The 22,203-nt window shown below is 59.5% G+C and carries 22 protein-coding genes; 12 read left to right on the top strand and 10 right to left on the bottom strand.

Going from position 1 to position 22,203, the window contains the following annotated elements:
* Positions 1–336 precede the first annotated feature (336 nt).
* The 4 genes from coxB (at position 337) to TU81_RS26010 (ending at position 4,747) form a co-directional block, all read left to right on the top strand.
* Complete coding sequence (coxB, locus tag TU81_RS25995; protein WP_038980326.1) at positions 337–1,464, top strand: cytochrome c oxidase subunit II; 1,128 nt, start codon at positions 337–339, stop codon at positions 1,462–1,464.
* An 82-nt stretch (positions 1,465–1,546) separates the two neighbouring features.
* Positions 1,547–3,139 carry a cytochrome c oxidase subunit I gene (gene ctaD / locus TU81_RS26000; protein ID WP_008076217.1) on the top strand — a complete coding sequence of 531 codons (1,593 nt, stop codon included), beginning with the start codon at positions 1,547–1,549 and terminating at the stop codon, positions 3,137–3,139.
* Positions 3,140–3,268: 129 nt separating this feature from the next.
* A complete protein-coding gene (locus tag TU81_RS26005; RefSeq protein ID WP_048397326.1) occupies positions 3,269–3,826 on the top strand; it encodes a cytochrome c oxidase assembly protein in 558 nt (185 codons plus the stop codon).
* A gap of 33 nt (positions 3,827–3,859) precedes the next feature.
* Positions 3,860–4,747, top strand: coding sequence for a cytochrome c oxidase subunit 3 (locus TU81_RS26010; RefSeq protein ID WP_038980328.1), 888 nt, complete (start codon positions 3,860–3,862; stop codon positions 4,745–4,747).
* A gap of 16 nt (positions 4,748–4,763) precedes the next feature.
* On the opposite strand, the gene TU81_RS26015 is transcribed toward TU81_RS26010, so the two are convergent.
* Complete coding sequence (locus TU81_RS26015; protein ID WP_030129650.1) at positions 4,764–4,967, bottom strand: twin transmembrane helix small protein; 204 nt, start codon at positions 4,965–4,967, stop codon at positions 4,764–4,766.
* A gap of 70 nt (positions 4,968–5,037) precedes the next feature.
* Between TU81_RS26015 and TU81_RS26020 the strand changes: the two genes are divergently transcribed.
* The 5 genes from TU81_RS26020 to TU81_RS26040 are packed head-to-tail and all read left to right on the top strand — an operon-like array spanning position 5,038 to position 8,946.
* Positions 5,038–5,778: an SURF1 family protein gene (locus tag TU81_RS26020; protein ID WP_048397328.1), complete on the top strand. Its 741-nt coding sequence runs from the start codon at positions 5,038–5,040 to the stop codon at positions 5,776–5,778.
* Positions 5,744–6,337 carry a hypothetical protein gene (locus tag TU81_RS26025; protein WP_038980330.1) on the top strand — a complete coding sequence of 198 codons (594 nt, stop codon included), beginning with the start codon at positions 5,744–5,746 and terminating at the stop codon, positions 6,335–6,337. The genes TU81_RS26020 and TU81_RS26025 overlap by 35 nt, the downstream gene beginning before the upstream one ends.
* Positions 6,338–6,347: 10 nt before the next feature.
* Positions 6,348–7,427, top strand: coding sequence for a COX15/CtaA family protein (locus TU81_RS26030; RefSeq protein WP_038980331.1), 1,080 nt, complete (start codon positions 6,348–6,350; stop codon positions 7,425–7,427).
* Positions 7,415–8,314, top strand: a complete 900-nt coding sequence (gene cyoE, locus TU81_RS26035) for a heme o synthase (protein WP_038980332.1) — start codon at positions 7,415–7,417, stop codon at positions 8,312–8,314. Before TU81_RS26030 ends, cyoE begins: the two co-directional genes overlap by 13 nt.
* Positions 8,311–8,946, top strand: a complete 636-nt coding sequence (locus TU81_RS26040; protein WP_048397331.1) for an SCO family protein — start codon at positions 8,311–8,313, stop codon at positions 8,944–8,946. Before cyoE ends, TU81_RS26040 begins: the two co-directional genes overlap by 4 nt.
* Positions 8,947–9,117: 171 nt before the next feature.
* On the opposite strand, the gene TU81_RS26045 is transcribed toward TU81_RS26040, so the two are convergent.
* The 3 genes from TU81_RS26045 to TU81_RS26055 are packed head-to-tail and all read right to left on the bottom strand — an operon-like array spanning position 9,118 to position 11,633.
* Complete coding sequence (locus TU81_RS26045; protein WP_048397332.1) at positions 9,118–9,891, bottom strand: MetQ/NlpA family ABC transporter substrate-binding protein; 774 nt, start codon at positions 9,889–9,891, stop codon at positions 9,118–9,120.
* Between the two features lie 60 nt (positions 9,892–9,951).
* Positions 9,952–10,626, bottom strand: coding sequence for a methionine ABC transporter permease (locus tag TU81_RS26050; protein WP_038980335.1), 675 nt, complete (start codon positions 10,624–10,626; stop codon positions 9,952–9,954).
* A complete protein-coding gene (locus tag TU81_RS26055; protein ID WP_038980336.1) occupies positions 10,626–11,633 on the bottom strand; it encodes a methionine ABC transporter ATP-binding protein in 1,008 nt (335 codons plus the stop codon). Before TU81_RS26055 ends, TU81_RS26050 begins: the two co-directional genes overlap by 1 nt.
* 264 nt (positions 11,634–11,897) lie before the next feature.
* Here TU81_RS26055 and katE point away from each other — a divergent pair, with 264 nt between their 5' ends.
* The gene (gene katE / locus TU81_RS26060) at positions 11,898–14,036 is read left to right on the top strand and encodes a catalase HPII (protein ID WP_048397333.1); all 2,139 of its coding nucleotides are present in this window, start codon (positions 11,898–11,900) and stop codon (positions 14,034–14,036) included.
* A 98-nt stretch (positions 14,037–14,134) separates the two neighbouring features.
* On the opposite strand, the gene TU81_RS26065 is transcribed toward katE, so the two are convergent.
* The 4 genes from TU81_RS26065 to zur are packed head-to-tail and all read right to left on the bottom strand — an operon-like array spanning position 14,135 to position 16,931.
* Positions 14,135–14,851 carry a PA5502 family lipoprotein gene (locus TU81_RS26065; RefSeq protein WP_038980338.1) on the bottom strand — a complete coding sequence of 239 codons (717 nt, stop codon included), beginning with the start codon at positions 14,849–14,851 and terminating at the stop codon, positions 14,135–14,137.
* A 37-nt stretch (positions 14,852–14,888) separates the two neighbouring features.
* Positions 14,889–15,677 (bottom strand): zinc ABC transporter permease subunit ZnuB, encoded by a 789-nt coding sequence (gene znuB / locus TU81_RS26070; protein ID WP_030129661.1) that lies wholly within the window; start codon positions 15,675–15,677, stop codon positions 14,889–14,891.
* Positions 15,670–16,449, bottom strand: coding sequence for a zinc ABC transporter ATP-binding protein ZnuC (gene znuC, locus TU81_RS26075; protein WP_048397334.1), 780 nt, complete (start codon positions 16,447–16,449; stop codon positions 15,670–15,672). Before znuC ends, znuB begins: the two co-directional genes overlap by 8 nt.
* Positions 16,449–16,931, bottom strand: a complete 483-nt coding sequence (gene zur, locus TU81_RS26080; protein ID WP_007902861.1) for a zinc uptake transcriptional repressor Zur — start codon at positions 16,929–16,931, stop codon at positions 16,449–16,451. Before zur ends, znuC begins: the two co-directional genes overlap by 1 nt.
* A 65-nt stretch (positions 16,932–16,996) precedes the next feature.
* Between zur and TU81_RS26085 the strand changes: the two genes are divergently transcribed.
* Positions 16,997–17,917, top strand: coding sequence for a zinc ABC transporter substrate-binding protein ZnuA (locus TU81_RS26085; RefSeq protein ID WP_048397335.1), 921 nt, complete (start codon positions 16,997–16,999; stop codon positions 17,915–17,917).
* A 118-nt stretch (positions 17,918–18,035) separates the two neighbouring features.
* Here TU81_RS26085 and TU81_RS26090 read toward each other — a convergent pair whose 3' ends face one another.
* Positions 18,036–18,986 carry a homoserine kinase gene (locus tag TU81_RS26090; RefSeq protein ID WP_038980340.1) on the bottom strand — a complete coding sequence of 317 codons (951 nt, stop codon included), beginning with the start codon at positions 18,984–18,986 and terminating at the stop codon, positions 18,036–18,038.
* Between the two features lie 59 nt (positions 18,987–19,045).
* Positions 19,046–19,333, bottom strand: coding sequence for a DUF2782 domain-containing protein (locus tag TU81_RS26095; RefSeq protein WP_008076254.1), 288 nt, complete (start codon positions 19,331–19,333; stop codon positions 19,046–19,048).
* Between the two features lie 74 nt (positions 19,334–19,407).
* Between TU81_RS26095 and polA the strand changes: the two genes are divergently transcribed.
* Positions 19,408–22,176 (top strand): DNA polymerase I, encoded by a 2,769-nt coding sequence (gene polA / locus TU81_RS26100; RefSeq protein WP_048397336.1) that lies wholly within the window; start codon positions 19,408–19,410, stop codon positions 22,174–22,176.
* Positions 22,177–22,203: the final 27 nt, after the last annotated feature.

A 22,203-nucleotide genomic window follows, 5' to 3' on the forward strand; every position in this document is an offset into this window, starting at 1 on the left:
AGACATAACTTAGCTGGCTTACGAAAAAGGCTAAGACGCATTTGTCATAATTATTTCATCCTTGAGACATCCACGTTATATCGATTTGCCACCACTCGTCTGCATCCTTCTCCATTCGTGACCTGGAACGCAAGTCCAACCTGTTTCAGTCGATTTACGCCATCGCATTGCGAGGTGGCAGTCGCTGTCTATACTCGGTTCTGAATGGAGTTAGCTGATGACGCCCGACTGCATATGCAGCAAGGCTCGGCGATTCAAGTTCGTAGTCTGAAAAAGCCGCTCCCTTGCCGCAGGTGAAAGCCGGCGGGATAAAAAGAACTATAAGGGGAACCCGCAATGATGCGACATCCACATGTCTGGATGGGCCTCCTGTTGTGGTCGATTTTCAGTCAGGCGCAAGCGGCCTGGACTGTGAATATGGCGCCTGGAGCGACTGAAATCAGTCACGCAGTATTCGATCTGCACATGACCATTTTCTGGATCTGTGTAGTGATCGGCATCATCGTCTTCGGCGCCATGTTCTGGTCGATGATGGTCCACCGCCGCTCTACCGGGCAGGTGGCCGCAAAATTTCATGAAAGCACCACCGTCGAAATTCTCTGGACCATCGTGCCCCTGCTTATTCTGGTGGCCATGGCGGTCCCGGCAACCGCCACCCTGATCCAGATGTACGACAACACTGAGCCGGATATCGATATCCAGGTCACCGGTTACCAGTGGAAGTGGCACTACAAATACCTGGGTCAGGACGTCGAATTCTTCAGCAACCTGAGCACTCCCTCCGATCAAATCAACAACAAGGAAACCAAGGGCGAGCATTACCTGCTGGAGGTCGACAAGCCGTTGGTGTTGCCGATCGGTGCCAAGGTGCGCTTTCTGGTGACCTCCGCCGACGTCATCCACTCCTGGTGGGTGCCGGCCTTCGCGGTCAAGCGCGATGCGATTCCGGGCTTCGTCAATGAATCCTGGACCCGTGTCGAAAAACCCGGCATCTACCGTGGCCAGTGCGCCGAGCTGTGCGGCAAGGACCACGGCTTCATGCCGATCGTGGTCGAGGTCAAGGAAAAGGCCGATTACGAAACCTGGCTGGGCGAGCGCAAGGCGGAAGCTGCGCAGCTCAAAGAGCTGACCAGCAAGGAATGGACCCTCGACGAACTCAAGGAGCGCGGCGACAAGGTCTATCACACCACCTGCGTGGCCTGTCACCAGGCCGAAGGTCAGGGTCTGCCGCCGATGTTCCCGGCACTCAAAGGCTCGAAAATCGCCACCGGACCGATCAAGGATCACTTGAGCATCGTCTTCCACGGCAAACCCGGCACCTCGATGGCAGCGTTTGGCAAGCAGCTCTCGGAAGTCGATATCGCAGCGGTCGTGACCTACGAACGTAACGCCTGGGGCAACAATAAAGGCGACATGGTCACCCCTAAAGAAGTGCTGGAGCTGAAACAGGCGGAAAGCAAATGACCCGGTTAATTGCGCATGTAAGGAACCGCTCGGGGCATGACGCCCCGGCCCGCCCAGCCCATCCGTTTGCAGGAGACAGGACATGACTGCTGTAGTCGATGACCATGTTCATACCGGCACCGCCCACGCCCACGGCCCCGCCAAAGGCCTGATGCGCTGGGTGCTGACCACCAACCACAAAGATATCGGCACGCTGTACCTGTGGTTTGCGTTCTCCATGTTCCTGCTGGGCGGCTCGTTCGCCATGGTGATTCGTGCCGAGCTGTTCCAGCCGGGACTACAAATCGTCCAGCCGGAATTCTTCAACCAGATGACCACCATGCATGGCCTGGTAATGGTGTTCGGTGCGGTGATGCCGGCCTTCGTCGGCCTCGCCAACTGGATGATCCCGTTGATGATCGGCGCGCCGGACATGGCCTTGCCGCGGATGAACAACTTCAGCTTCTGGCTGTTGCCGGCAGCGTTCCTGCTGCTGGTATCGACCCTGTTCACCCCCGGCGGCGGGCCGAACTTCGGCTGGACCTTCTATGCCCCGCTGTCGACGACCTACGCGCCGGAAAGCGTGACGTTCTTCATCTTCGCCATCCACTTGATGGGGATCAGTTCGATCATGGGGGCGATCAACGTGATCGCGACCATCCTCAACCTGCGCGCCCCCGGCATGACGCTGATGAAAATGCCACTGTTCGTCTGGACCTGGCTGATCACCGCATTCCTGCTGATCGCGGTGATGCCGGTATTGGCCGGCTGCGTGACCATGATGCTGATGGACATCCACTTCGGCACCAGTTTCTTCAGTGCCGCCGGTGGCGGTGACCCGGTGTTGTTCCAGCACGTGTTCTGGTTCTTCGGGCACCCCGAGGTGTACATCATGATCCTGCCGGCCTTCGGTGCCGTCAGCTCGATCATTCCGGCCTTTTCGCGCAAGCCATTGTTCGGCTACACCTCGATGGTCTACGCCACGGCGAGTATTGCGTTCCTGTCGTTCATCGTCTGGGCGCACCACATGTTCGTGGTCGGCATTCCGCTGGTGGGCGAGTTGTTCTTCATGTACGCCACGCTGCTGATCGCGGTGCCCACCGGGGTCAAGGTGTTCAACTGGGCCAGCACCATGTGGCAAGGCTCGCTGACTTTCGAGACGCCGATGCTGTTCGCCGTGGCGTTCGTCATCCTGTTCTCCATTGGCGGGTTCTCCGGGTTGATGCTGGCGATCGCCCCGGCGGACTTCCAGTACCAGGACACCTACTTCGTGGTCGCGCACTTCCACTATGTGCTGGTGCCGGGAGCGATCTTCGGGATCTTCGCCTCGGCCTACTACTGGATGCCGAAATGGACTGGCCACATGTACGACGAAACCCTCGGCAAGCTGCACTTCTGGCTCTCGTTCATCGGCATGAACCTGGCGTTCTTCCCGATGCACTTCGTGGGCCTGGCGGGCATGCCGCGGCGGATTCCGGACTACAACCTGCAGTTCGCCGACTTCAACATGGTGTCGTCGATCGGCGCGTTCATGTTTGGGGCCACGCAGATCTTCTTCCTGTTCATCGTGATCAAGACCATTCGTGGCGGCGAGCCGGCACCGGCCAAGCCGTGGGATGGCGCCGAAGGCCTGGAATGGAGCATTCCGTCGCCCGCGCCGTATCACACCTTCACTACGCCGCCGGAAGTGAAATGAAACGCCTCGGTCTTGTGGGAATTCCTGTGGGAGCTGGCTTGCCTGCGATGCATGCGGCGCGGTGTGTCAGACATATCGCTATCGCGGGCAAGCCCGCTCCCACAGGGTTCCGCGTAGAGGGCTCGTGCGATGGCTGATTCGATTTCGATGAAAAAACTGGTCACCCGCCTGTTGCTGGTGGTGATAGCAATGTTTGTCTTCGGTTTTGCCCTGGTGCCGATCTACGACGTGATGTGCAAGGCGTTCGGCATCAATGGCAAAACCTCCGGGCAGTATGAAGGCGAGCAAACGGTCGACGCCTCGCGGCAGGTTCGCGTGCAGTTTCTGTCGACCAACGCCGCCGACATGACCTGGGATTTCTATCCCAAGGGCGACGAATTGGTTGCGCATCCGGGGGCGGTGAACGAGATGATTTTTATCGCCCACAACCCGACTGATCGCCCGATGAGCGCTCAGGCGGTGCCGAGCATCGCGCCCAGCAACGCAGCCGCGTACTTCCACAAGACCGAATGTTTCTGCTTTACCCAGCAAGTGCTGCAGCCCGGTCAGCGAATCGAGATGCCGGTACGGTTCATCGTTGACCGCGACATGCCCAAGGAAGTGAAGCACCTGACGCTGTCCTACACGCTGTTCGATATCACCGCGCGTCATCCGCCCGTGGCTGTTGCAGCAAGCACCGGCGGCTAGGCGTTAAAGCGTGCCCGATAAGGAGAACAATAAATGGCAACTCATGAACATTATTACGTTCCAGCCCAGAGCAAATGGCCGATTATCGCCACGTTCGGGATGCTGATCACAGTGTTCGGCCTGGGCACCTGGTTCAACGACCTGAAGGCTGCGCGTCCGGAATCCCATGGTCCATTGATCTTTTTCGTCGGCAGCCTGTTGCTGGCCTACATGCTGTTCGGCTGGTTCGGTACGGTGATCAAGGAAAGTCGCCAAGGGTTGTACAGCGCACAGATGGACCGCTCGTTCCGCTGGGGCATGAGCTGGTTCATTTTCTCGGAGGTGATGTTCTTCATCGCCTTTTTCGGTGCGCTGTTTTATGTGCGCAACATCACGGGCCCGGCACTGGGCGGTGAAGGCACCAAAGGCATCGCTCACATGCTGTGGCCAGCGTTTGAATTCACCTGGCCGCTGCTGAACAATCCGGACCCGAAACTCTTTCCTCCACCCAAGGAAGTCATCAGCCCTTGGGGCCTGCCGCTGCTCAATACCGTGCTGCTGGTGAGTTCCAGTGTCACGGTGACCATTGCTCACCATGCCTTGAAAAAAGGCCACCGCGGCGCACTGAAAATCTGGCTGGCACTGACCGTGTTGCTCGGTTGCGCGTTCCTCGGTTTCCAGGCCGAAGAATACCTGCACGCCTACCACGAGCTGGGCCTGACTCTGGGTTCCGGCATCTACGGCGCGACCTTCTTCATGCTCACCGGTTTCCACGGCGCTCACGTGACCATGGGCACCATCATTCTGTTCGTGATGCTGATGCGGGTCATGCGCGGGCACTTCGATGCCGACCATCAATTCGGCTTCGAGGCGGCGAGCTGGTACTGGCACTTCGTGGATGTGGTGTGGATCGGTCTGTTCGTTTTCGTCTACGTGCTCTGATCCTTGGCTCTCATGACTACCAAGGCACGTGAGACACCAACTGGCCGCTGAAAAAACCCCAGGCGATCAAGCCGACAGTGGTGGCGGCCAGCGCAACACGAACACTCAAGGCGATGACCAGGCGATTCGAGTGGCTGTCGTCCTTGACCAGAAAAAACAGGCCGCTGAACAGGCTGACGACCGTGGCAATCAGCATCAGGACGATGGCTGCTTTGAGCATGGTGACACTCCGGGGGACAGGCGATGCATTTGAGTATAGCTATCGCAACTACCGACTTTCAGGCGACGCCATGAAACGCTTCCGGCCGGGCCTCGTGCCGACTCTGATGGTCGCGATGCTGCTGCCGTTGCTGGTGTCACTCGGGTTCTGGCAGTTGAGCCGGGGCGCGGAGAAAAGCGCGCTGCTGCAAAGCTACGCCGAGCGCCGGGCGGCCGAACCGATGGCCAGCACTGAACTGCAACACACCGAAGATCCGGCCTTCCGCCGGGTTCGCCTGCATGGCCAGTTCGATGCCGAACACAGTCTGCTGCTGGACAATCGTCAGCGCGACGGCAAGGTCGGGGTCGAGCTGCTGCAACCGTTTCAGGACCGGGCAACCGGGCTCTGGCTACTGGTCAATCGCGGCTGGTTGCCGTGGCCGGATCGGCGCACACCGCCGTCATTCACCACACCGACTCAGGCATTGAGCCTCGACGCCTGGGTCTACGTCTCCCCCGGCGCAACGTTCCAGTTGCACGCCGACCCAGACGCCACAACCTGGCCACAACTGGTCACCGCCATTGAACCGGCCAGGCTCTGGGCGGCGCTTGGTCGTGACGGTTTCGCCTACGAATTACGCGCGCAAAGCGGTCCCGCGACCTACCAGGCCGATTGGCCGGTGGTGGCCATGGGGCCGGAAAAACACTTGGCTTATGCCGTGCAGTGGTTCGCCCTGTCGATAGCCCTGCTCGGCCTTTACCTCTATCTCGGCTGGCACAACGCAAAGGAGAAAAATAATGGGAGCGGCCATGAATCCACCCGGCATGTCTGAGGCGAAAACGCCGGTAAATCGTCGGCGCGGGCGCTTGCAGTTGTTACTGATCCTGTTGGGAGTGATCGGTCCGATGATCCTCGCCACCGGCATGTACAAATTGCAGTTCTGGGTGCCGGAGGGCCGCAGTTATCACGGTGAACTGATCGGCAACGGCCAGACCCGCGCCGACATCGGCGTACCGGCGCAAGAAGACCGCTGGCAGTTACTGGTGACGGCGCCCAAGGACTGTTCGGTGGACTGCCAGCAGCTGGTTTATCTGGCGCGGCAGATCCAGATCGGCCTCGGTCGCGATGCCTCCCGCGCCAGCCATGCGCTGGCCATCGCGCAGCCGCTGAACAGCGATTACGCGACTAAACTTCAACGCGAGTACCCGCAGTTGCAGCGCTATTCGCTGGACCCGCCGACCTACATCAAAGGCGCGCAGAGCAATGACACGCCGCACCTGTGGATCATCGACCCTCACGGCAATTTGGTGCTGCGCTACGACCCGACGGTGAAGGGCAAGGACCTGCTCAACGACCTGCGCCATTTGCTGAAACTGTCGAACATCGGATAAGGGCATCGTCATGGCCAAACCTGGATTTCGCCTCGCGCTGTTTGCCACCTTGCTGGCACTGATTGTGGTGTTGCTCGGCGCCTACACACGCCTGACCCATGCAGGCCTCGGCTGTCCGGACTGGCCCGGCTGCTACGGCTTTATCAGCGTGCCGAACAGCGAAGCCCAACTGGCCCATGCCGAACTGCATTTTCCCGATACGCCGGTAGAAGCCCACAAAGGCTGGAACGAGATGCTTCACCGCTACTTCGCCGGCACATTGGGCCTATTGATCACGGTGCTGGCGGGCCGGGCCTGGACCCATCGTCATCACCCGGGGCAGCCGGTGAAATTACCGTTGTTCTTGCTGGTGGTGGTGTTCGCCCAAGCGGCGTTCGGCATGTGGACGGTGACGCTCAAGCTGTGGCCGCAAGTGGTCACCGGGCATTTGCTCGGCGGCTTTGCGACTTTGAGCCTGTTGTTTCTGCTGACCTTGCGCCTGTCCGGCGTGTTGCCGGCGCTGACCGTGCCACGGCGTTTGCAGCACTGGGCGACCGCCGGGTTGTTGCTGGTGATCCTGCAAATTGCCCTGGGTGGCTGGGTCAGTTCCAATTACGCGGCGGTGGCCTGCATCGACTTTCCGACCTGCCACGGGCAATGGCTGCCACCGGCTGATTTCGCCAACGGCTTTCACCTGACCCAACACATCGGCCCCAATTACCTGGGCGGGCAACTGGACAGCGATGCCCGCACCGCGATTCACCTGACTCATCGCATCGGCGCGTTACTGGTCACCCTCGTTCTGCTCGGTCTGGCCTGGCAACTGAAGGTCGTTGGCATGACGCGCCTGGCCGCCATGGTGCTGATCGCCCTGGCCGCACAAATCACCCTGGGCATCAGCAATGTGGTGTTCCACTTGCCACTACCGGTGGCCGTCGCCCACAACGCCGGTGGCGCAGCGCTGTTGCTGACGATGGTGCTGGTCAATTATCACGCACGAACCAGTCTGGTTCGGGTCAAGCATCAGCCCCCAGTGCGTTGGCGTCTCAGCCTGCGTAAACACTCGGCCGGGCCCATAACAATAAAAGGAGAAATGCCATGGCGACCTTGATCGGCGAACGTCACAGTCAGGCAATCTGGCGCGATTACCTGGAGCTGACCAAGCCGAAAGTGGTGGTGCTGATGCTCATCACCTCGTTGGTCGGCATGTTTCTCGCGACGCGCGCCGGGGTGCCGTGGACGGTGCTGGTGTTCGGCAATCTGGGGATTGCCTTGTGTGCCGGCGGTGCGGCAACGGTCAACCATGTGGTGGACCGGCGCATCGATGCTGTCATGGCCCGGACCCACAAGCGGCCCTTGGCCGAAGGTCGGGTTTCTCCAACCGCTGCGCTGACTTTCGCTCTGGTGCTGGCAGTGCTCGGCCAGTCTTTGCTGCTGGCCTTCACCAACCCGTTGACGGCATGGCTGACCCTCGCATCCTTGCTCGGTTATGCGGTGGTTTACACCGGCTTCCTGAAACGCGCGACGCCGCAGAACATCGTCATCGGCGGCCTCGCTGGTGCGGCCCCGCCGCTGCTCGGCTGGACCGCCGCCACCGGTCATGTCAGCGCCGAACCGTTGCTGCTGGTGCTGATCATCTTCGCCTGGACCCCGCCGCACTTCTGGGCACTGGCGATTCATCGCAAAGAGGAATACGCCAAGGCTGACATTCCGATGTTGCCGGTGACCCATGGCGAGCACTACACCAAAGTCCACATCCTGCTTTATACCTTTGCGCTGCTGGCTGTCAGCCTGATGCCCTACGTAATCCACATGAGCGGCGTGCTCTACCTGATTTGTGCCCTCGCACTGGGCGCGAGGTTTCTGCAATGGGCCGTGGTGCTGTACCGTGGCACTCGGCCGCACGCGGCGATCAACACGTTCAAGTACTCTATTTACTACTTGTTCCTGCTGTTTATCGCGCTGCTCGTAGACCACTACTTACTGTTGAACCTATGACTCGAACCCAGAAAACCGTCTTCATTCTCGTCGCCTTGATCGCGCTGATCCTGGGCCTGACCATTAATAAAGTACTGACCGGAAAAAACCAGGGCGACCCGACGGCACTGATCGATGCGGGGATCATCCTGTTGCCCCAAAGCCGTAACCTGCCAGACGTGAAGATGACCGATCAGGACGGTAAACCGGTGGCGGTCAACGAGCTGAAAGGCAAATGGAGCGTGTTGTTCTTCGGCTACACCTTCTGCCCGGACATCTGTCCGACCACCCTCGCCCAGCTGCGGCAGATCAAGAGCGAACTGCCGGCGGATGCTGTGGACAAGTTGCAGGTCGTTCTGGTCAGCGTCGACCCGAACCGCGACACGCCCAAGCAACTCAAGCAGTACCTGGGCTACTTCGATCCTCAGTTCATCGGGCTGACTGCATCCTCGGTCGAAGACATTCAGAAACTGGCCAATGCAGTGAGTATTCCGTTTATTCCGGCGGACACCAGCAAGCCTAATTACACCGTCGACCACAGCGGCAACCTCGCGGTGATCGGGCCGGACGGGACTCAACGCGGATTTATTCGTGCACCGTTGAACAATCAGAAGCTGGTGGCGCAGTTGCCGGTGATGCTCAAGCGCGAATAACCAACACGAAACCCTGTGGGAGCGGGCTTGCCCGCGATGACGGCCCGACATTCAACATCTGTTTTGGAGCTGATGGCCCTATCGCGGGCAAGCCCGCTCCCACAAGGTCGGTGTTTCAGGCAAAAAAATGGGGCGCATTCAATGCGCCCCATTTTTCGTTAAAGCTTCAAATCAGAACGCCGGCAATACCGCGCCTTTGTACTTCTCAAGAATGAAGGCTTTCACTTCCGGGCTGTGCAGGGCAGCAACCAGTTTCTGCATCGCGGCGCTGTTCTTGTCGTCCGGACGGGCAACGAGGATGTTCACGTACGGCGAGTCGCTGCCTTCGATGACCAGCGCATCCTTGGACGGATCAAGCTTGGCTTCCAGCGCGTAGTTGGTGTTGATCAGCGCCAGGTCGACCTGAGTCAGCACGCGCGGGATGGTCGCGGCTTCCAGTTCACGGAATTTCAGGTCCTTGGTGTTCTCGGTGATGTCCTTCACGGTCGACAGGATGTTGTGCGAATCCTTCAACTTGATCAGGCCAGCCTTCGCCAGCAGCAACAGCGCACGACCACCGTTGGTGGCGTCGTTCGGGATCACCACGTTGGCGCCGCCCGGCAGCTCGGTCAACGCTTTGTACTTGCTGGAGTAAGCGCCCAGCGGCTCCAGGTGCACACCGGCAACGCTGACGAGGTTGGTGCCCTTGGCCTTGTTGAACTCATCCAGGTACGGCTGGTGCTGGAAGAAGTTGGCGTCCAGACGCTTCTCGGCCACCTGCACGTTCGGCTGGATGTAGTCGGTGAAGACTTTGACCTTCAGGTCCACGCCTTCTTTGGCCAGGGCCGGTTTAACAAACTCGAGGATTTCCGCGTGAGGCACCGGGGAGGCCGCGACGGTCAGGGTGTCGGCAGCGTGTGCGGAAAAGGCTGCAACAGCAGCGAACGCGACGAGTAGTTTTTTCATTCAGCTAACTCCTTGTGAGGCGCCCGTTTGGCGCCTGCCAGCGAATGGCCGGCTCATGTCTTATTTACGTGAGAAGTGGACAACCAATTTATCGCCAACGGTTTGCAGCACTTGAACCAGCATCAGCAGCAACACCACCGTCACAACCATCACATCCGTCTGGAAACGCTGGTAACCGAAACGGATCGCCAGGTCGCCCAGCCCGCCAGCGCCGACCACACCGGCCATAGCCGTGTAGGACACCAGTGTAATCGCTGTCACCGTTATCGCTGCGAAGATGCCCGGGCGGGCTTCCGGCAGCAAGGCGTTGGTGATGATCTGACGTGTCGTCGCGCCCATGGCCTGGGTCGCTTCGATGATGCCGCGATCCACTTCACGCAAAGCGGTTTCCACCAGTCGTGCGAAAAACGGAGTCGCGCCCACCACCAGCGGTGGAATCGCACCGGCAACACCCAAGGAGGTACCTGTGATCAACACGGTGAACGGAATCATCACGATCAGCAGAATGATGAACGGCAGCGAACGCAGAATGTTCACCACCAGCGACAGCATCGCGTACACACCTTTGGCTTCCAGCAACTGGCGCGGGCTGCACAGGAACAACAACACGCCCAGCGGCAGGCCCAACAGCACGGTGAACAACAGCGAACCGCCGAGCATCAGCAGGGTGTCGCAGGTAGCCAGCCAGATTTCGTACCAGTCGATATTGGAAAAGAAACTCATCAGGACTTCCATCAGCGCAGCACCTCCATGTGGACGTCAGCTGCAGTGAAGTGAGCAAACGCCGCTTCCATATCGCCACCGGTGACGGCCAGGGTCAATTGCCCATAAGGGACGTCTTTGATGCGGTCGATACGACCGGCCAGGATGCTGTAGTCCACCCCCGTTTCCCGGGCGACGGTACCCAGCAATGGCGCGTAGGTCGCTTCGCCCTGGAAGGTCAGACGCACGATACGCCCCGGTACATGGGCGAAGTCGTCGCGCTGTTCGCTTTCGTCGATTTGCTCGTCTTCCTGCACGAAGCGCTTGGTGGTCGGGTGCTTGGGGTGCAGGAACACCTCGGCCACCGGACCCTGCTCGACGATCTTGCCGGCATCCATTACCGCCACCTGATCGCAGACCCGACGGATCACATCCATTTCGTGGGTGATCAGGACGATGGTCAGTTTCAGCTCACGGTTGATCTCGGCCAGCAGTTGCAGGACCGACGCCGTGGTTTGCGGGTCCAGGGCACTGGTGGCTTCATCGCACAGCAGGATTTTCGGTTTGGTTGCCAGGGCGCGGGCGATGCCGACACGCTGCTTCTGACCACCAGACAGTTGCGCCGGGTACTTTTTCGCATGGTCAGACAGGCCGACCCGCGCCAGCAACTCCGCCACACGCCGGTCGATTTCGCTACGGGACAGTTCACCGGCGAGGGTCAACGGCAGCGCGACATTGTCGGCCACGGTTTTGGACGCCAGCAGGTTGAAGTGCTGGAAAATCATCCCGACCTGCTGACGGAAGCGCCGCAGGCTATTGGCGTCCAGCGCGGTGACTTCTTCGCCATCGACGATGATCTTGCCGCCACTGGAGTTCTCCAGGCGATTGATCAGACGCAGCAGGGTACTTTTTCCCGCGCCGGAATGGCCGATCAAGCCAAAGACCTGACCATTCTCAATCGTCAGACTGGTTGGATGCAGGGCGGGAATATCCTTACCGGCGACGCGGTAAGTTTTGTGGACGTTTTGAAACTCGATCACGTAGCGAACCTTGTGGGGCGCGTTAGAAAAGGATCAGCGGTTAGCCGGGCGCGCATTTTAGCCTGTCCGTATAGAGGTTCTTAGCATTTATTTCGCATTCAACCAGCGATTTGGCAATAACGCGATCAAAGGTCAGAAAAAAGGAACGGCGCCAACTCCCCATCGGTCACTGATTAAGCAACTCGAGAATGCCTGGATGCCGTGGCTGGGCAATGGCTCAGAAGCCTTGGCCCGACGGGAATCGCAACGAGGAGTTTACGTCTGATGAGTACTAAAAAGCCTGCCGCCCCCAAAAGCGCACTGGCCGGGACCGATACCCTGGACCGCAGCAACACCAACGCCAAGCTCGACAGCCTGGAAAAATTTCGCTCCGATGCCTCCGAGCAGGCCTTGCGCACCAACCAGGGCGTAAAGGTCGCGGACAATCAGAACACGTTGAAGGGCGGTGCCCGCGGGCCGTCGTTGCTGGAAGATTTCATCATGCGTGAAAAGATCACGCACTTTGACCATGAACGCATTCCCGAGCGCATCGTCCATGCCCGTGGTACCGGCGCCCATGGTTACTTCCAGGCGTATGAAACCCATTCGGTACTGACCAAGGCCGGATTCCTACAAGACCCACTTCAAAAGACTCCGGTTTTTGTGCGCTTTTCCACGGTGCAAGGCCCACGCGGGTCAGGCGATACCGTCCGGGACGTACGAGGTTTCGCGGTGAAGTTTTTCACCGATGAAGGCAACTTCGATCTGGTGGGCAACAACATGCCAGTGTTCTTCATTCAGGATGCGATCAAGTTTCCTGACTTCGTACATGCGGTAAAACCCGAGCCCCACAATGAGATTCCTACCGGCGGTTCGGCCCACGATACGTTCTGGGACTTTGTTTCTCTGGTGCCGGAATCCGCGCACATGGTGATGTGGACCATGTCTGACCGGGCGATCCCCAAAAGCCTGCGCACCATGCAAGGCTTCGGCGTGCACACGTTTCGCATGATCAATGCCGAAGGCAAGGCGCGCTTCGTAAAATTCCACTGGCGCCCCGCCGCCGGTACCTGCTCGCTGGTGTGGGATGAAGCGCAGAAGCTTGCCGGTAAAGACACCGACTTCCACCGTCGTGATCTTTGGGAGTCCATCGAGATGGGGGACTACCCGGAATGGGAATTGGGCGTACAGGTCATCGAGGAGGAAAACGAACATGCCTTCGATTTCGACCTTCTCGATCCAACCAAAATCATTCCCGAGGAAGTCGTGCCGATCACTCCGCTGGGCAAGATGGTGCTCAACCGCAACCCGGACAACTTCTTCGCCGAAACCGAGCAGGTTGCCTTCTGCCCCGGGCATATCGTGCCGGGGATCGACTTCTCCAATGATCCGTTGCTGCAAGGTCGGTTGTTTTCCTACACCGATACGCAGATCAGCCGACTGGGTGGGCCGAATTTTCATGAGATCCCGATCAACCGTCCGGTTTCACCATTCCACAACGGCCAACGAGATGCGCAGCACCGCACCACCATCGACAAGGGACGCGCCTCCTACGAGCCGAACTCTATCGACAGCGGCTGGCCGAAGGAAACCCCACCAGCCGCGCAGAACGGTGGCTTCGAGACTTATCCGGAGCGCATCGACGCTGCGAAAATCCGCCAGCGCAGCGAGTCGTTCGCCGACCACTTCTCTCAGGCGCGGCTGTTCTTTCACAGCATGAGCAAGCACGAACAGGAACACATCATCGCGGCCTACAGCTTCGAGCTGGGCAAGGTCGAACGCGAATTTATTCGTGCGCGGCAGGTGAATGAGATCCTGGCCAATATCGATCTGGAACTGGCCAAACGCGTGGCGCAGAACCTGGGCTTGCCGGTACCGAAGGCCGGAACGGTCGAGGTGCGCAAAACTTCACTCGACCACTCCCCCGCCCTGAGCCAGGCCAACCTGCTGTCGGGGGATATCAAAACCCGAAAAGTGGCCATTTTGGCGGCCAACGGGGTGGATGGCGCAGCGGTTGATGCGATGAAAAAGGCTCTGATGGCCGAAGGCGCGCACGCCAAACTGCTCGGCCCGACCTCGGCCCCCGTGACAACCGCCGATGGCAAAGCGCTGCCGGTGGATGCGTCGATGGAAGGTTTGCCTTCTGTAGCCTTCGACGCGGTGTTCGTGCCGGGTGGCGCGGCCTCGATCAAGGCGCTGAGTACCGATGGAGTAGCGCTGCATTATCTGCTGGAGGCGTACAAGCATTTGAAGGCCATCGCGTTGCATGGCGAAGCGAAGCAGTTGCTGGATGTGTTGAGACTGGAGGCTGATGCCGGGTTGATCGTGGGGACGGATGCCAAGCTGTTCAAGGCGTTTTTTGCCGCGATCGGGCAGCATCGGGTTTGGGAGAGGGAGCCAAAGGCCAAGGCGGTTCCGGCTTAAGGATTTTTATCGAATAGGAGGACGCCTTCGCGGGCAAGCCTCGCTCCTACAGGTTTTTTACGTCGAATCTGTAGGAGAGAGGCTTGCCCGCGAAGCTTTTAGGGCTTACGCGGACTCAAAACCATCTGCGCCGGAATGTTGCGCAAAATCTGCTTTTCCAGCTTCAGATCAAACTCCGAATCCAGCTTCTTCACCCGTTTGGTCAGCAGCGTGGCCAGCCATGGGTAATCCTGGGTGCGCGGCGCCTGAATGCTCACATCGCACTGATAATTCACCACGTCGGCGGCAATGGCATCCAGTTGACGACGAAGCTTGCTCATATCGGTGAGGTTCAACGCCACCGTAGTGCTTTCAGCCGTCGGGTCGATCACTTTGGCCTGAGGTTTGGCTTCAGCCGCCATGAGAGCCGCTTCGGCTTTATCCAGTTCGGCCTTGCGCGCATGGACAATGGCGCTGTTGACGCCACCGGTCAGCGCCGGAGCCTTAGGCATCAATACCCGGGCACGGCTCAGCGCCGTGGCCGCGGCATTCACATCACCTTTCTGCAGCACGATCCGGCTGCGCAGCAAATAAGCTTCGGCCAATTGCCGCTGGTATTGCTCGAGGGATTGATCGTTGGGTGACTCGGCTTGCAAGGCCGCCAATTGCCCTTCGGCGGTGGCCAGTTCGCTGCTGGCCAGGCTTTGTTCCAGCTGTGCGATAGCCGTGGCCCGCGCATCGGGGGCCTCGGTGGCCGCCGGTGGCGTGCTTTGGCAAGCGCCCAGCAGCAGCGAAAATGCGACAAGGAGCAGATAACGGGAGGCGAACAGCTTCATTCCTGCGACTCTCTATTTGCGCAAAAAACGAGCAAGTCTACACCCCTCGACGGGGCAGGACAAAACTCAGCAGAAACAGCGCGGCGGCCGTCACCACAATCGACGGGCCAGCCGGGGTGTCCTTGAACCAGGACAACGCCAGCCCGCCACACACCGCGAGCATGCCCAGCAGGCTCGCGCCCAATGCCATCTGCTCCGGCGAGCGGGCGTGACGCTGTGCCGCAGCCGCCGGAATAATCAGTAACGAAGTAATCAGCAACACGCCGACGATTTTCATCGCCACCGCAATCACCACAGCGATCAGCAACATCAGCGCCAGGCGCAACGCCGCCACGGGCAAACCTTCCACTTTGGCCAGTTCTTCGTGCACCGTGATCGCGAGCAACGGTCGCCACAGCGTGACCAGCAATGCCAGCACCGCCGCGCTACCGCCGAGGATCCAGGCCAGATCGGTCGGACTGATCGCCAGCAGGTCGCCGAACAGATAGGCCATCAGGTCGATCCGTACTTCATGCATGAAGCTTAGTACCACCAGGCCAAGCGAGAGCGTGCTCGGTGCGAGAATTCCCAAAAGCGTGTCGGACGCCAGTGGCTGCCGTTGTTGCAACGTCACCAGCAATACCGCCAGCAACAAGCAACCGACCGTGACGGCAACGGTCGGGCTGACATCCAGCAGAAAACCCAGTGCCACGCCGAGCAATGCGGCATGGGATAGCGTGTCGCCGAAATAGGCCATCCGCCGCCAGACCACGAACGAACCCAACGGGCCCGCGACCAGCGCCAAGGCCAGACCTGCAAGCAGGGCATAGAGCAGAAAATCAGCCATGCTTGCAGCTATCTCCATGAACGTGAGTCGACGGGACCGCGATGACCACCGAGCCATGCAGGTCGTGGGCGTGGTCGTGATGGTGGTGATAAATCGCCAGGCTTTGTGCGTTTTTTCCGAACAGCTCGACGAATGCCGGATCGCCGCTGACCTGCTCGGGATGTCCAGAGCAGCAGACGTGGCGGTTCAGGCACACCACCTGGTCGGTGGTGCTCATCACCAGATGCAAATCGTGAGAGACCATCAAAACGCCGCAACCATGCCGGTCGCGCAAGCGTGTAATCAGGCTATAGAGCTCGGCTTGACCGGCCACATCGACGCCTTGCACCGGCTCATCAAGCACCAGCAGTTCCGGCTCACGCAACAATGCCCGCGCCAGCAGCACTCGCTGCATTTCGCCACCGGAAACACTTTGCACCGGGCTGTCGATGACCTGTTCGGCACCGACTTCCTTGAGGGCCGCCAAGGCCCGAGCGCGATCCACGCCCGGAACCAGACGCAAGAAGCGCAGCACCGACAGCGGCAGGGTCGGATCGACGTGAAGTTTTTGCGGCATGTAACCGACCCGCAACTTCGGCTTGCGCCAGACGCTGCCGCTGTCCGGTTTCAGCAAACCGAGCACCGCGCGCACCAGCGTGGTTTTGCCGGCACCGTTGGGGCCGATCAAAGTGACGATCTGCCCCGGTTCGACGCTTAGCTCGATATTGTCCAGCACGTTTTGCCCGGCAAAGGTGACAGCCACCTGCTCGAGGCGAATCAGCGCGTTGCTCATCAAGCCCCCTGGCAACCCGAGCAGAGACCGATCACTTCAACGGTCTGGGCCTCGACGATAAATCCGACATCTTTGGCGCTATTGATGATCGCGTCGCTGATGGATTTCTGTTCGAGTTCGATGGCGGCGTGGCATTCGCGGCAGATCAGGAACTGGCCTTGGTGAGCGTGTTCCGGGTGATTGCACCCGACGAAGGCGTTCAGCGAAGAGATCCGGTGTACCAGGCCGTTTTCCAGCAGGAAATCCAGCGCGCGGTACACGGTTGGAGGCGCGGCGCGGCGGCCGTCCTGCTCGCTGAGCACCGCCAGAATGTCGTAGGCACCCAATGGTTTGTGGCTTTGCCAGACCAGTTCCAGCACTCGCCGGCGCAATGCGGTCAGGCGCAGCCCCTGACGTGCGCACAAGGCATCGGCCTCAGACAATGCGCTATGCACACAATGAGAGTGGTCGTGGGGACGGCTGGCAATCGGTGTTTTAGGCATGAGCGCGACGAGTTTTGTGAGAGACGTTATTATGTTACCCGTTCTCGCCTCTTCGAGTGGTCATCGTGTCCCGACTTTTTTCCATCTTTGTCGCATTTATCGCAAGTTTTCTGCTGATCGGCTCAGCTCAAGCCGAGGTCAAAGTCCTCACCAGCGTCAAACCCCTGCAGCTGATTGCCGCGGCGGTGCAGGACGGCATAGCAGTTCCGGAAGTCTTGCTGCCGCCCGGCGCCTCGCCCCATAACTATGCCTTGCGCCCTTCCGACGTACGGAAAGTGCAATCGGTGGATCTGCTGTACTGGATCGGCCCGGACATGGAAGGTTTCCTGCCTCGCGTGCTGAAAGGTCGTACGTTGCCCAACGTCGCGGTACAGGATTTGCCTAGCCTGAAACTGCGACATTTCGCCGGAGATAACCACTCCGACGCAGAAGAAGCCGACGAGCATGACCACGATCACCGTCCCGGCAGCCTGGATGCACACTTGTGGTTGTCACCGATCAACGCCCGAGTGATCGCCACCAAAATGGCCACCGATCTGAGCGCTGCCGATCCGGCCAACGCGGCACGCTACCAGAGCAACCTCAAGGCATTCGATGAGCGACTGGATGCTTTGGACCTGCGCCTGAAGACCCGTCTGGCGGGTATCGCGGGCAAGCCTTACTTCGTGTTCCACGAAGCCTTCGACTACTTCGAAGACGCTTACGGCCTCAAGCACACCGGCGTGTTCAGTGTCGCTGCCGAAGTGCAGCCCGGTGCCCAACACGTGGCAGCGATGCGCACGCGGTTGCAGGAAGTCGGCAAGACCTGCGTGTTCAGTGAACCTCCGTTGCGCCCACGCCTGGCAGAAACCCTGGTGGCCGGGTTGCCGGTGAAATTGGCGGAGCTGGATGCATTGGGCGGGTACACGCCAGCGACCGCTCAGGGGTATGAGCAGTTGCTGGAAAAGCTGGGGAATGATTTGGCGGGGTGTCTGGAGTCGTTGTAGTTCCGAAAATTGTGTCGCCCCCAATCGCGGGCAAGCCACGCTCCCACAGAGTTTGTATCGTTCGCCAATATTATGAACGACACAAACCCTGTGGGAGCGTGGCTTGCCCGCGATGCTTTTAGAGGGCGAACGGCAGCGGCGTACTGACCTTCTGCCGCTGCGCCAACCGCAGCTGAAACTCCATCGGATCGTGAATCAACACGTCCTGCCCGGCGAAAGACTCCGCGGCAATCAACCGCGACAACCAGAACCGTACGCACGCCACGCGCAGCATGGTCGGCCATAGCTCGGCTTCGGCAGCGGTAAACGGTCGCAGCGCGGCATAAGCGCCCAGCAATGCCCGCGCCCGAGCGCCATCAAGCTGTCCTTGTTCGTCCGAACACCAATCGTTCAAGGCAATCGCCACGTCATAGAGCATCGGTCCCGAACAGGCGTTGTAGAAGTCGATCAACCCGGTCAGGTGCGTGCCTTCGAACATCGCGTTGTCGCGGAACAGGTCCGCGTGGATGTTGGCTCGCGGCAGTGCCAGAATTTTCGTCTTCTGTTGTGTGATTTCATCCAGCGCCCGTTGCAGCAAATCGCTTTGCTCGGCATTCAGGTGCGAAAGCAACTGCGTGCCCTCCTCCAGCATCCAGTCCAGGCCGCGATCGGTCTTGCGTTTGATCATGTTGGCCTGGGTCGCCAGGTGCAGATGAGCCAGCAACTCGCCGACCTGAGCGCAGTGCTGCGCGTTGGCGTCCTTGATGTGCTTGCCCGCCAGACGTGGCTGCAACAGCGCAGGTTTTCCGGCCAGCTCGCGCAAGGCGACGCCGTCGGTGGTACGCAGTGCATAAGGCACCGGCAGGTTGGCATCGTGCAGCACGTCGAGCAGCTCGATGAAGAACGGCATCTCCTGCACCGGACCACGCTCGACCAGGGTCAGGACAAATTCGCCCTGCTCCAGGCTGATAAAGAAATTGGTGTTTTCGCTACCGGCGGCGATCCCCTGGAAATCAAGCAGGCGGCCAAGCCCGTAAGGGGCGAGAAAGGTTTCCAGCTCGGGCCGAGCCAGGGGGGTGAACACAGACATGGTTAAAACTGCCAGTACGGGCGCCGCGACTGCCGGCGCCGATTTAAGTTAGGAGCGGTTTACCACTCGAATATTTTCCACGACGGAATCAGCATATCCGGCTGGTCCGAGCGAATGAAGTTACCGTCCGAGCCATCAGCGCGCACCAGGAAATACGGTTTACCGACTTTCGGGGTCACCTTGATGGCGTACAAAAAGCCATTTTGCCGATATTCCTGAATGGTTTTATCGCCTTCCGTGCGGATTGTTACATCCGGGTCTGCCGAGGGCGCATCGTCCGCCGCCATGACAGCCAATGGAGTGATTGCAAACAAGCCAGCCAGCAACAAGCGATTTAGTGTGCGCATGATAACCTTGTCCCTTTGTCGTCAACGGTCCCGCTATTCTAGCGCCGGACCCGCCGAAAAGGTTGATCCTGCTCATGAGCCAAGCCCCCCTCGTCCTGGTGGACGGTTCTTCTTATCTGTACCGCGCCTTTCACGCGCTGCCACCGCTGACCACGTCCAAAGGCCTGCCGACCGGTGCGGTCAAAGGCGTATTGAACATGCTCAAGAGTCTGCGCAAGCAGTACCCGGACAGCCCGTTCGCCGTAGTATTCGACGCCAAGGGCGGGACCTTCCGCGACGCGATGTTCGCCGAATACAAGGCCAATCGCCCAAGCATGCCCGACGACATGCGGGTACAGATCGAACCGTTGCACGCCAGCGTCAAAGCCTTGGGCTTTCCATTGCTGTGCGTGGACAACGTCGAAGCGGACGACGTGATTGGCACTCTGGCCCGCAGCAGCGCGGCCGCCGACCGTCCGGTGGTGATCTCCACCGGCGACAAGGACATGGCGCAACTGGTCGACGGGCACATTACCTTGGTCAATACGATGACCGGTAGCGCGCTGGACGTGGAAGGCGTGAAAGAGAAATTCGGCGTCGCACCCGAGCAGATCATCGATTATCTGGCGCTGATGGGCGATTCGTCTGACAACATCCCGGGCGTTCCGGGTATCGGCCCCAAGACTGCTTCTGGCCTGCTGGTCGGCGTGAACGGCGGCCTGACCGAGCTCTATGCGCAGCTCGACATCGTCCCGACCCTGCCGATTCGCGGCGCCAAGACCCTGCCGGCCAAGCTCGAAGAGCATAAGGAGATGGCGTTCCTCTCCTATCAACTGGCAACCATCAAGATCGACGTGCCGCTGGACATCGGTCTCGATGACCTGCAAATGGGCAAGCCGGATCACGACAAGCTCGCCGAGCTCTACACCCTGCTGGAATTCAAAAGCTGGTTCGAAGAGAACCAGCGCGACGCGAAGCGCTCGGGTCAGGAAATTGTCGAGGTCGCCCAGGAATTGCCGGGCGCCGCCGAAGCGAAGTACGAAACCATCCTCGACCAGAAGCGCTTCGAGACCTGGCTGGACAAGCTCGATAAGGCACCGCTGATCGCCTTCGTCACCGAAACCAATGGCACCGATGCTCAACATGCACAACTGGTGGGCCTGGCGTTTTCCGTCGCGGCCAGCGAAGCGGCCTACATTCCGCTGACCCATTCCTACATGGGCGTGCCGGAGCAACTGGATCGCGACACCGTGCTGCTGGCACTGAAGCCGCTGCTGGAAAATCCGAACAAACTGAAAGTCGGCCAGCACGCCAAGTTCGAAACCAATATCCTCGCCAACTGCGCCATCGGTGGCGATCAGAACAACGGGATTATTGTTCGGGGCATTACTTACGACACCATGCTCGAGTCTTACGTCCTGGACTCGACGGCCACCCGCCACGACATGGACAGCCTGGCGCTCAAGTACCTGGGCCAAAGCAAGACCGACATTCAAGGGATCGCAGGCAAAGGCGTCAAACAGCTGACTTTCGACCAGATCTCTCTTGAGCTGGCGGGCCCCTATGCTGCCGAAGATGCCGATGTCACCTTCCAGTTGCACCTGGCTTTGCAGGAAAAACTGGCAGCAACGCCAAGTCTGGGTAAAGTGCTCAACGAGATTGAAATGCCGCTGATGCCGGTTCTGGCCCGTATCGAGCGCCAGGGCGCGCTCGTGGATGCCAACCTGCTGGGTATCCAGAGCGTCGAACTGGGCGAGAAACTGGTCGCCCTTGAGCGTGAGGCGTTCGCCATTGCCGGTGAAGAATTCAACCTGGGTTCGCCGAAGCAGCTGGGCGTGATCCTCTACGAAAAGCTCGGCTTGCCCGTACTCAGCAAAACCGCCAAGGGTCAGGCCTCGACAGCCGAAGCGGTACTGGCCGAGTTGGCCGAACAAGACTACCCGCTGCCCAAGGTGCTGATGCAATACCGCTCGCTGAGCAAGCTCAAGAGCACCTACACCGACCGTTTGCCAGAGCAGATCAACGCTCGCACAGGGCGCATTCATACGTCTTATCAGCAAGCCGTCGCCGCCACCGGACGCTTGTCGTCCATCGACCCGAACCTGCAGAACATCCCAATTCGCACTGCCGAAGGTCGTCGGATTCGTCAGGCATTCGTCGCGCCGAAAGGCTACAAGCTGCTGGCCGCGGACTACTCGCAAATCGAACTGCGGATCATGGCGCATCTGGCCAAGGACGAAGGCTTGCTGCATGCCTTCCGCAACAACCTCGATGTACACCGGGCAACAGCCGCAGAGGTGTTTGGCGTCGAGCTGGACGCAGTCACTAACGATCAGCGTCGTAGCGCGAAAGCCATCAACTTCGGTTTGATCTACGGCATGAGCGCGTTTGGCCTGGCCAAGCAGATCGGCGTTGACCGTAAACAGTCCCAGGCCTACATCGACCGCTATTTCGCCCGTTATCCCGGCGTACTGGAATACATGGAGCGCACGCGCGCCCAGGCCGCTGAGCAAGGTTTCGTCGAAACCATCTTTGGTCGTCGTCTGTACCTGCCGGAAATCAACGCAAAAAACCAGGCCCTGCGCAAAGCTGCCGAGCGCACAGCGATCAACGCCCCGATGCAAGGCACCGCGGCGGATATCATCAAGAAAGCCATGGTAACGGTGGATAACTGGCTGACATCGTCAGGCCTGGACGCCAAAGTCATCCTGCAGGTACACGATGAATTGGTGCTTGAGGTGCGTGAGGACCTGATCGACCAGGTGCGTGAGGAGATTCGCGTACACATGAGCAGCGCCGCACAACTGGATGTACCGCTTCTGGTCGAGGTAGGCGTGGGCAACAACTGGGATGAAGCGCACTGATCGGCCTGAAAGACGCCTGTGCTGCGG

This window comes from Pseudomonas lini (assembly GCF_001042905.1).
GTDB classification, from domain to species: domain Bacteria; phylum Pseudomonadota; class Gammaproteobacteria; order Pseudomonadales; family Pseudomonadaceae; genus Aquipseudomonas; species Aquipseudomonas lini.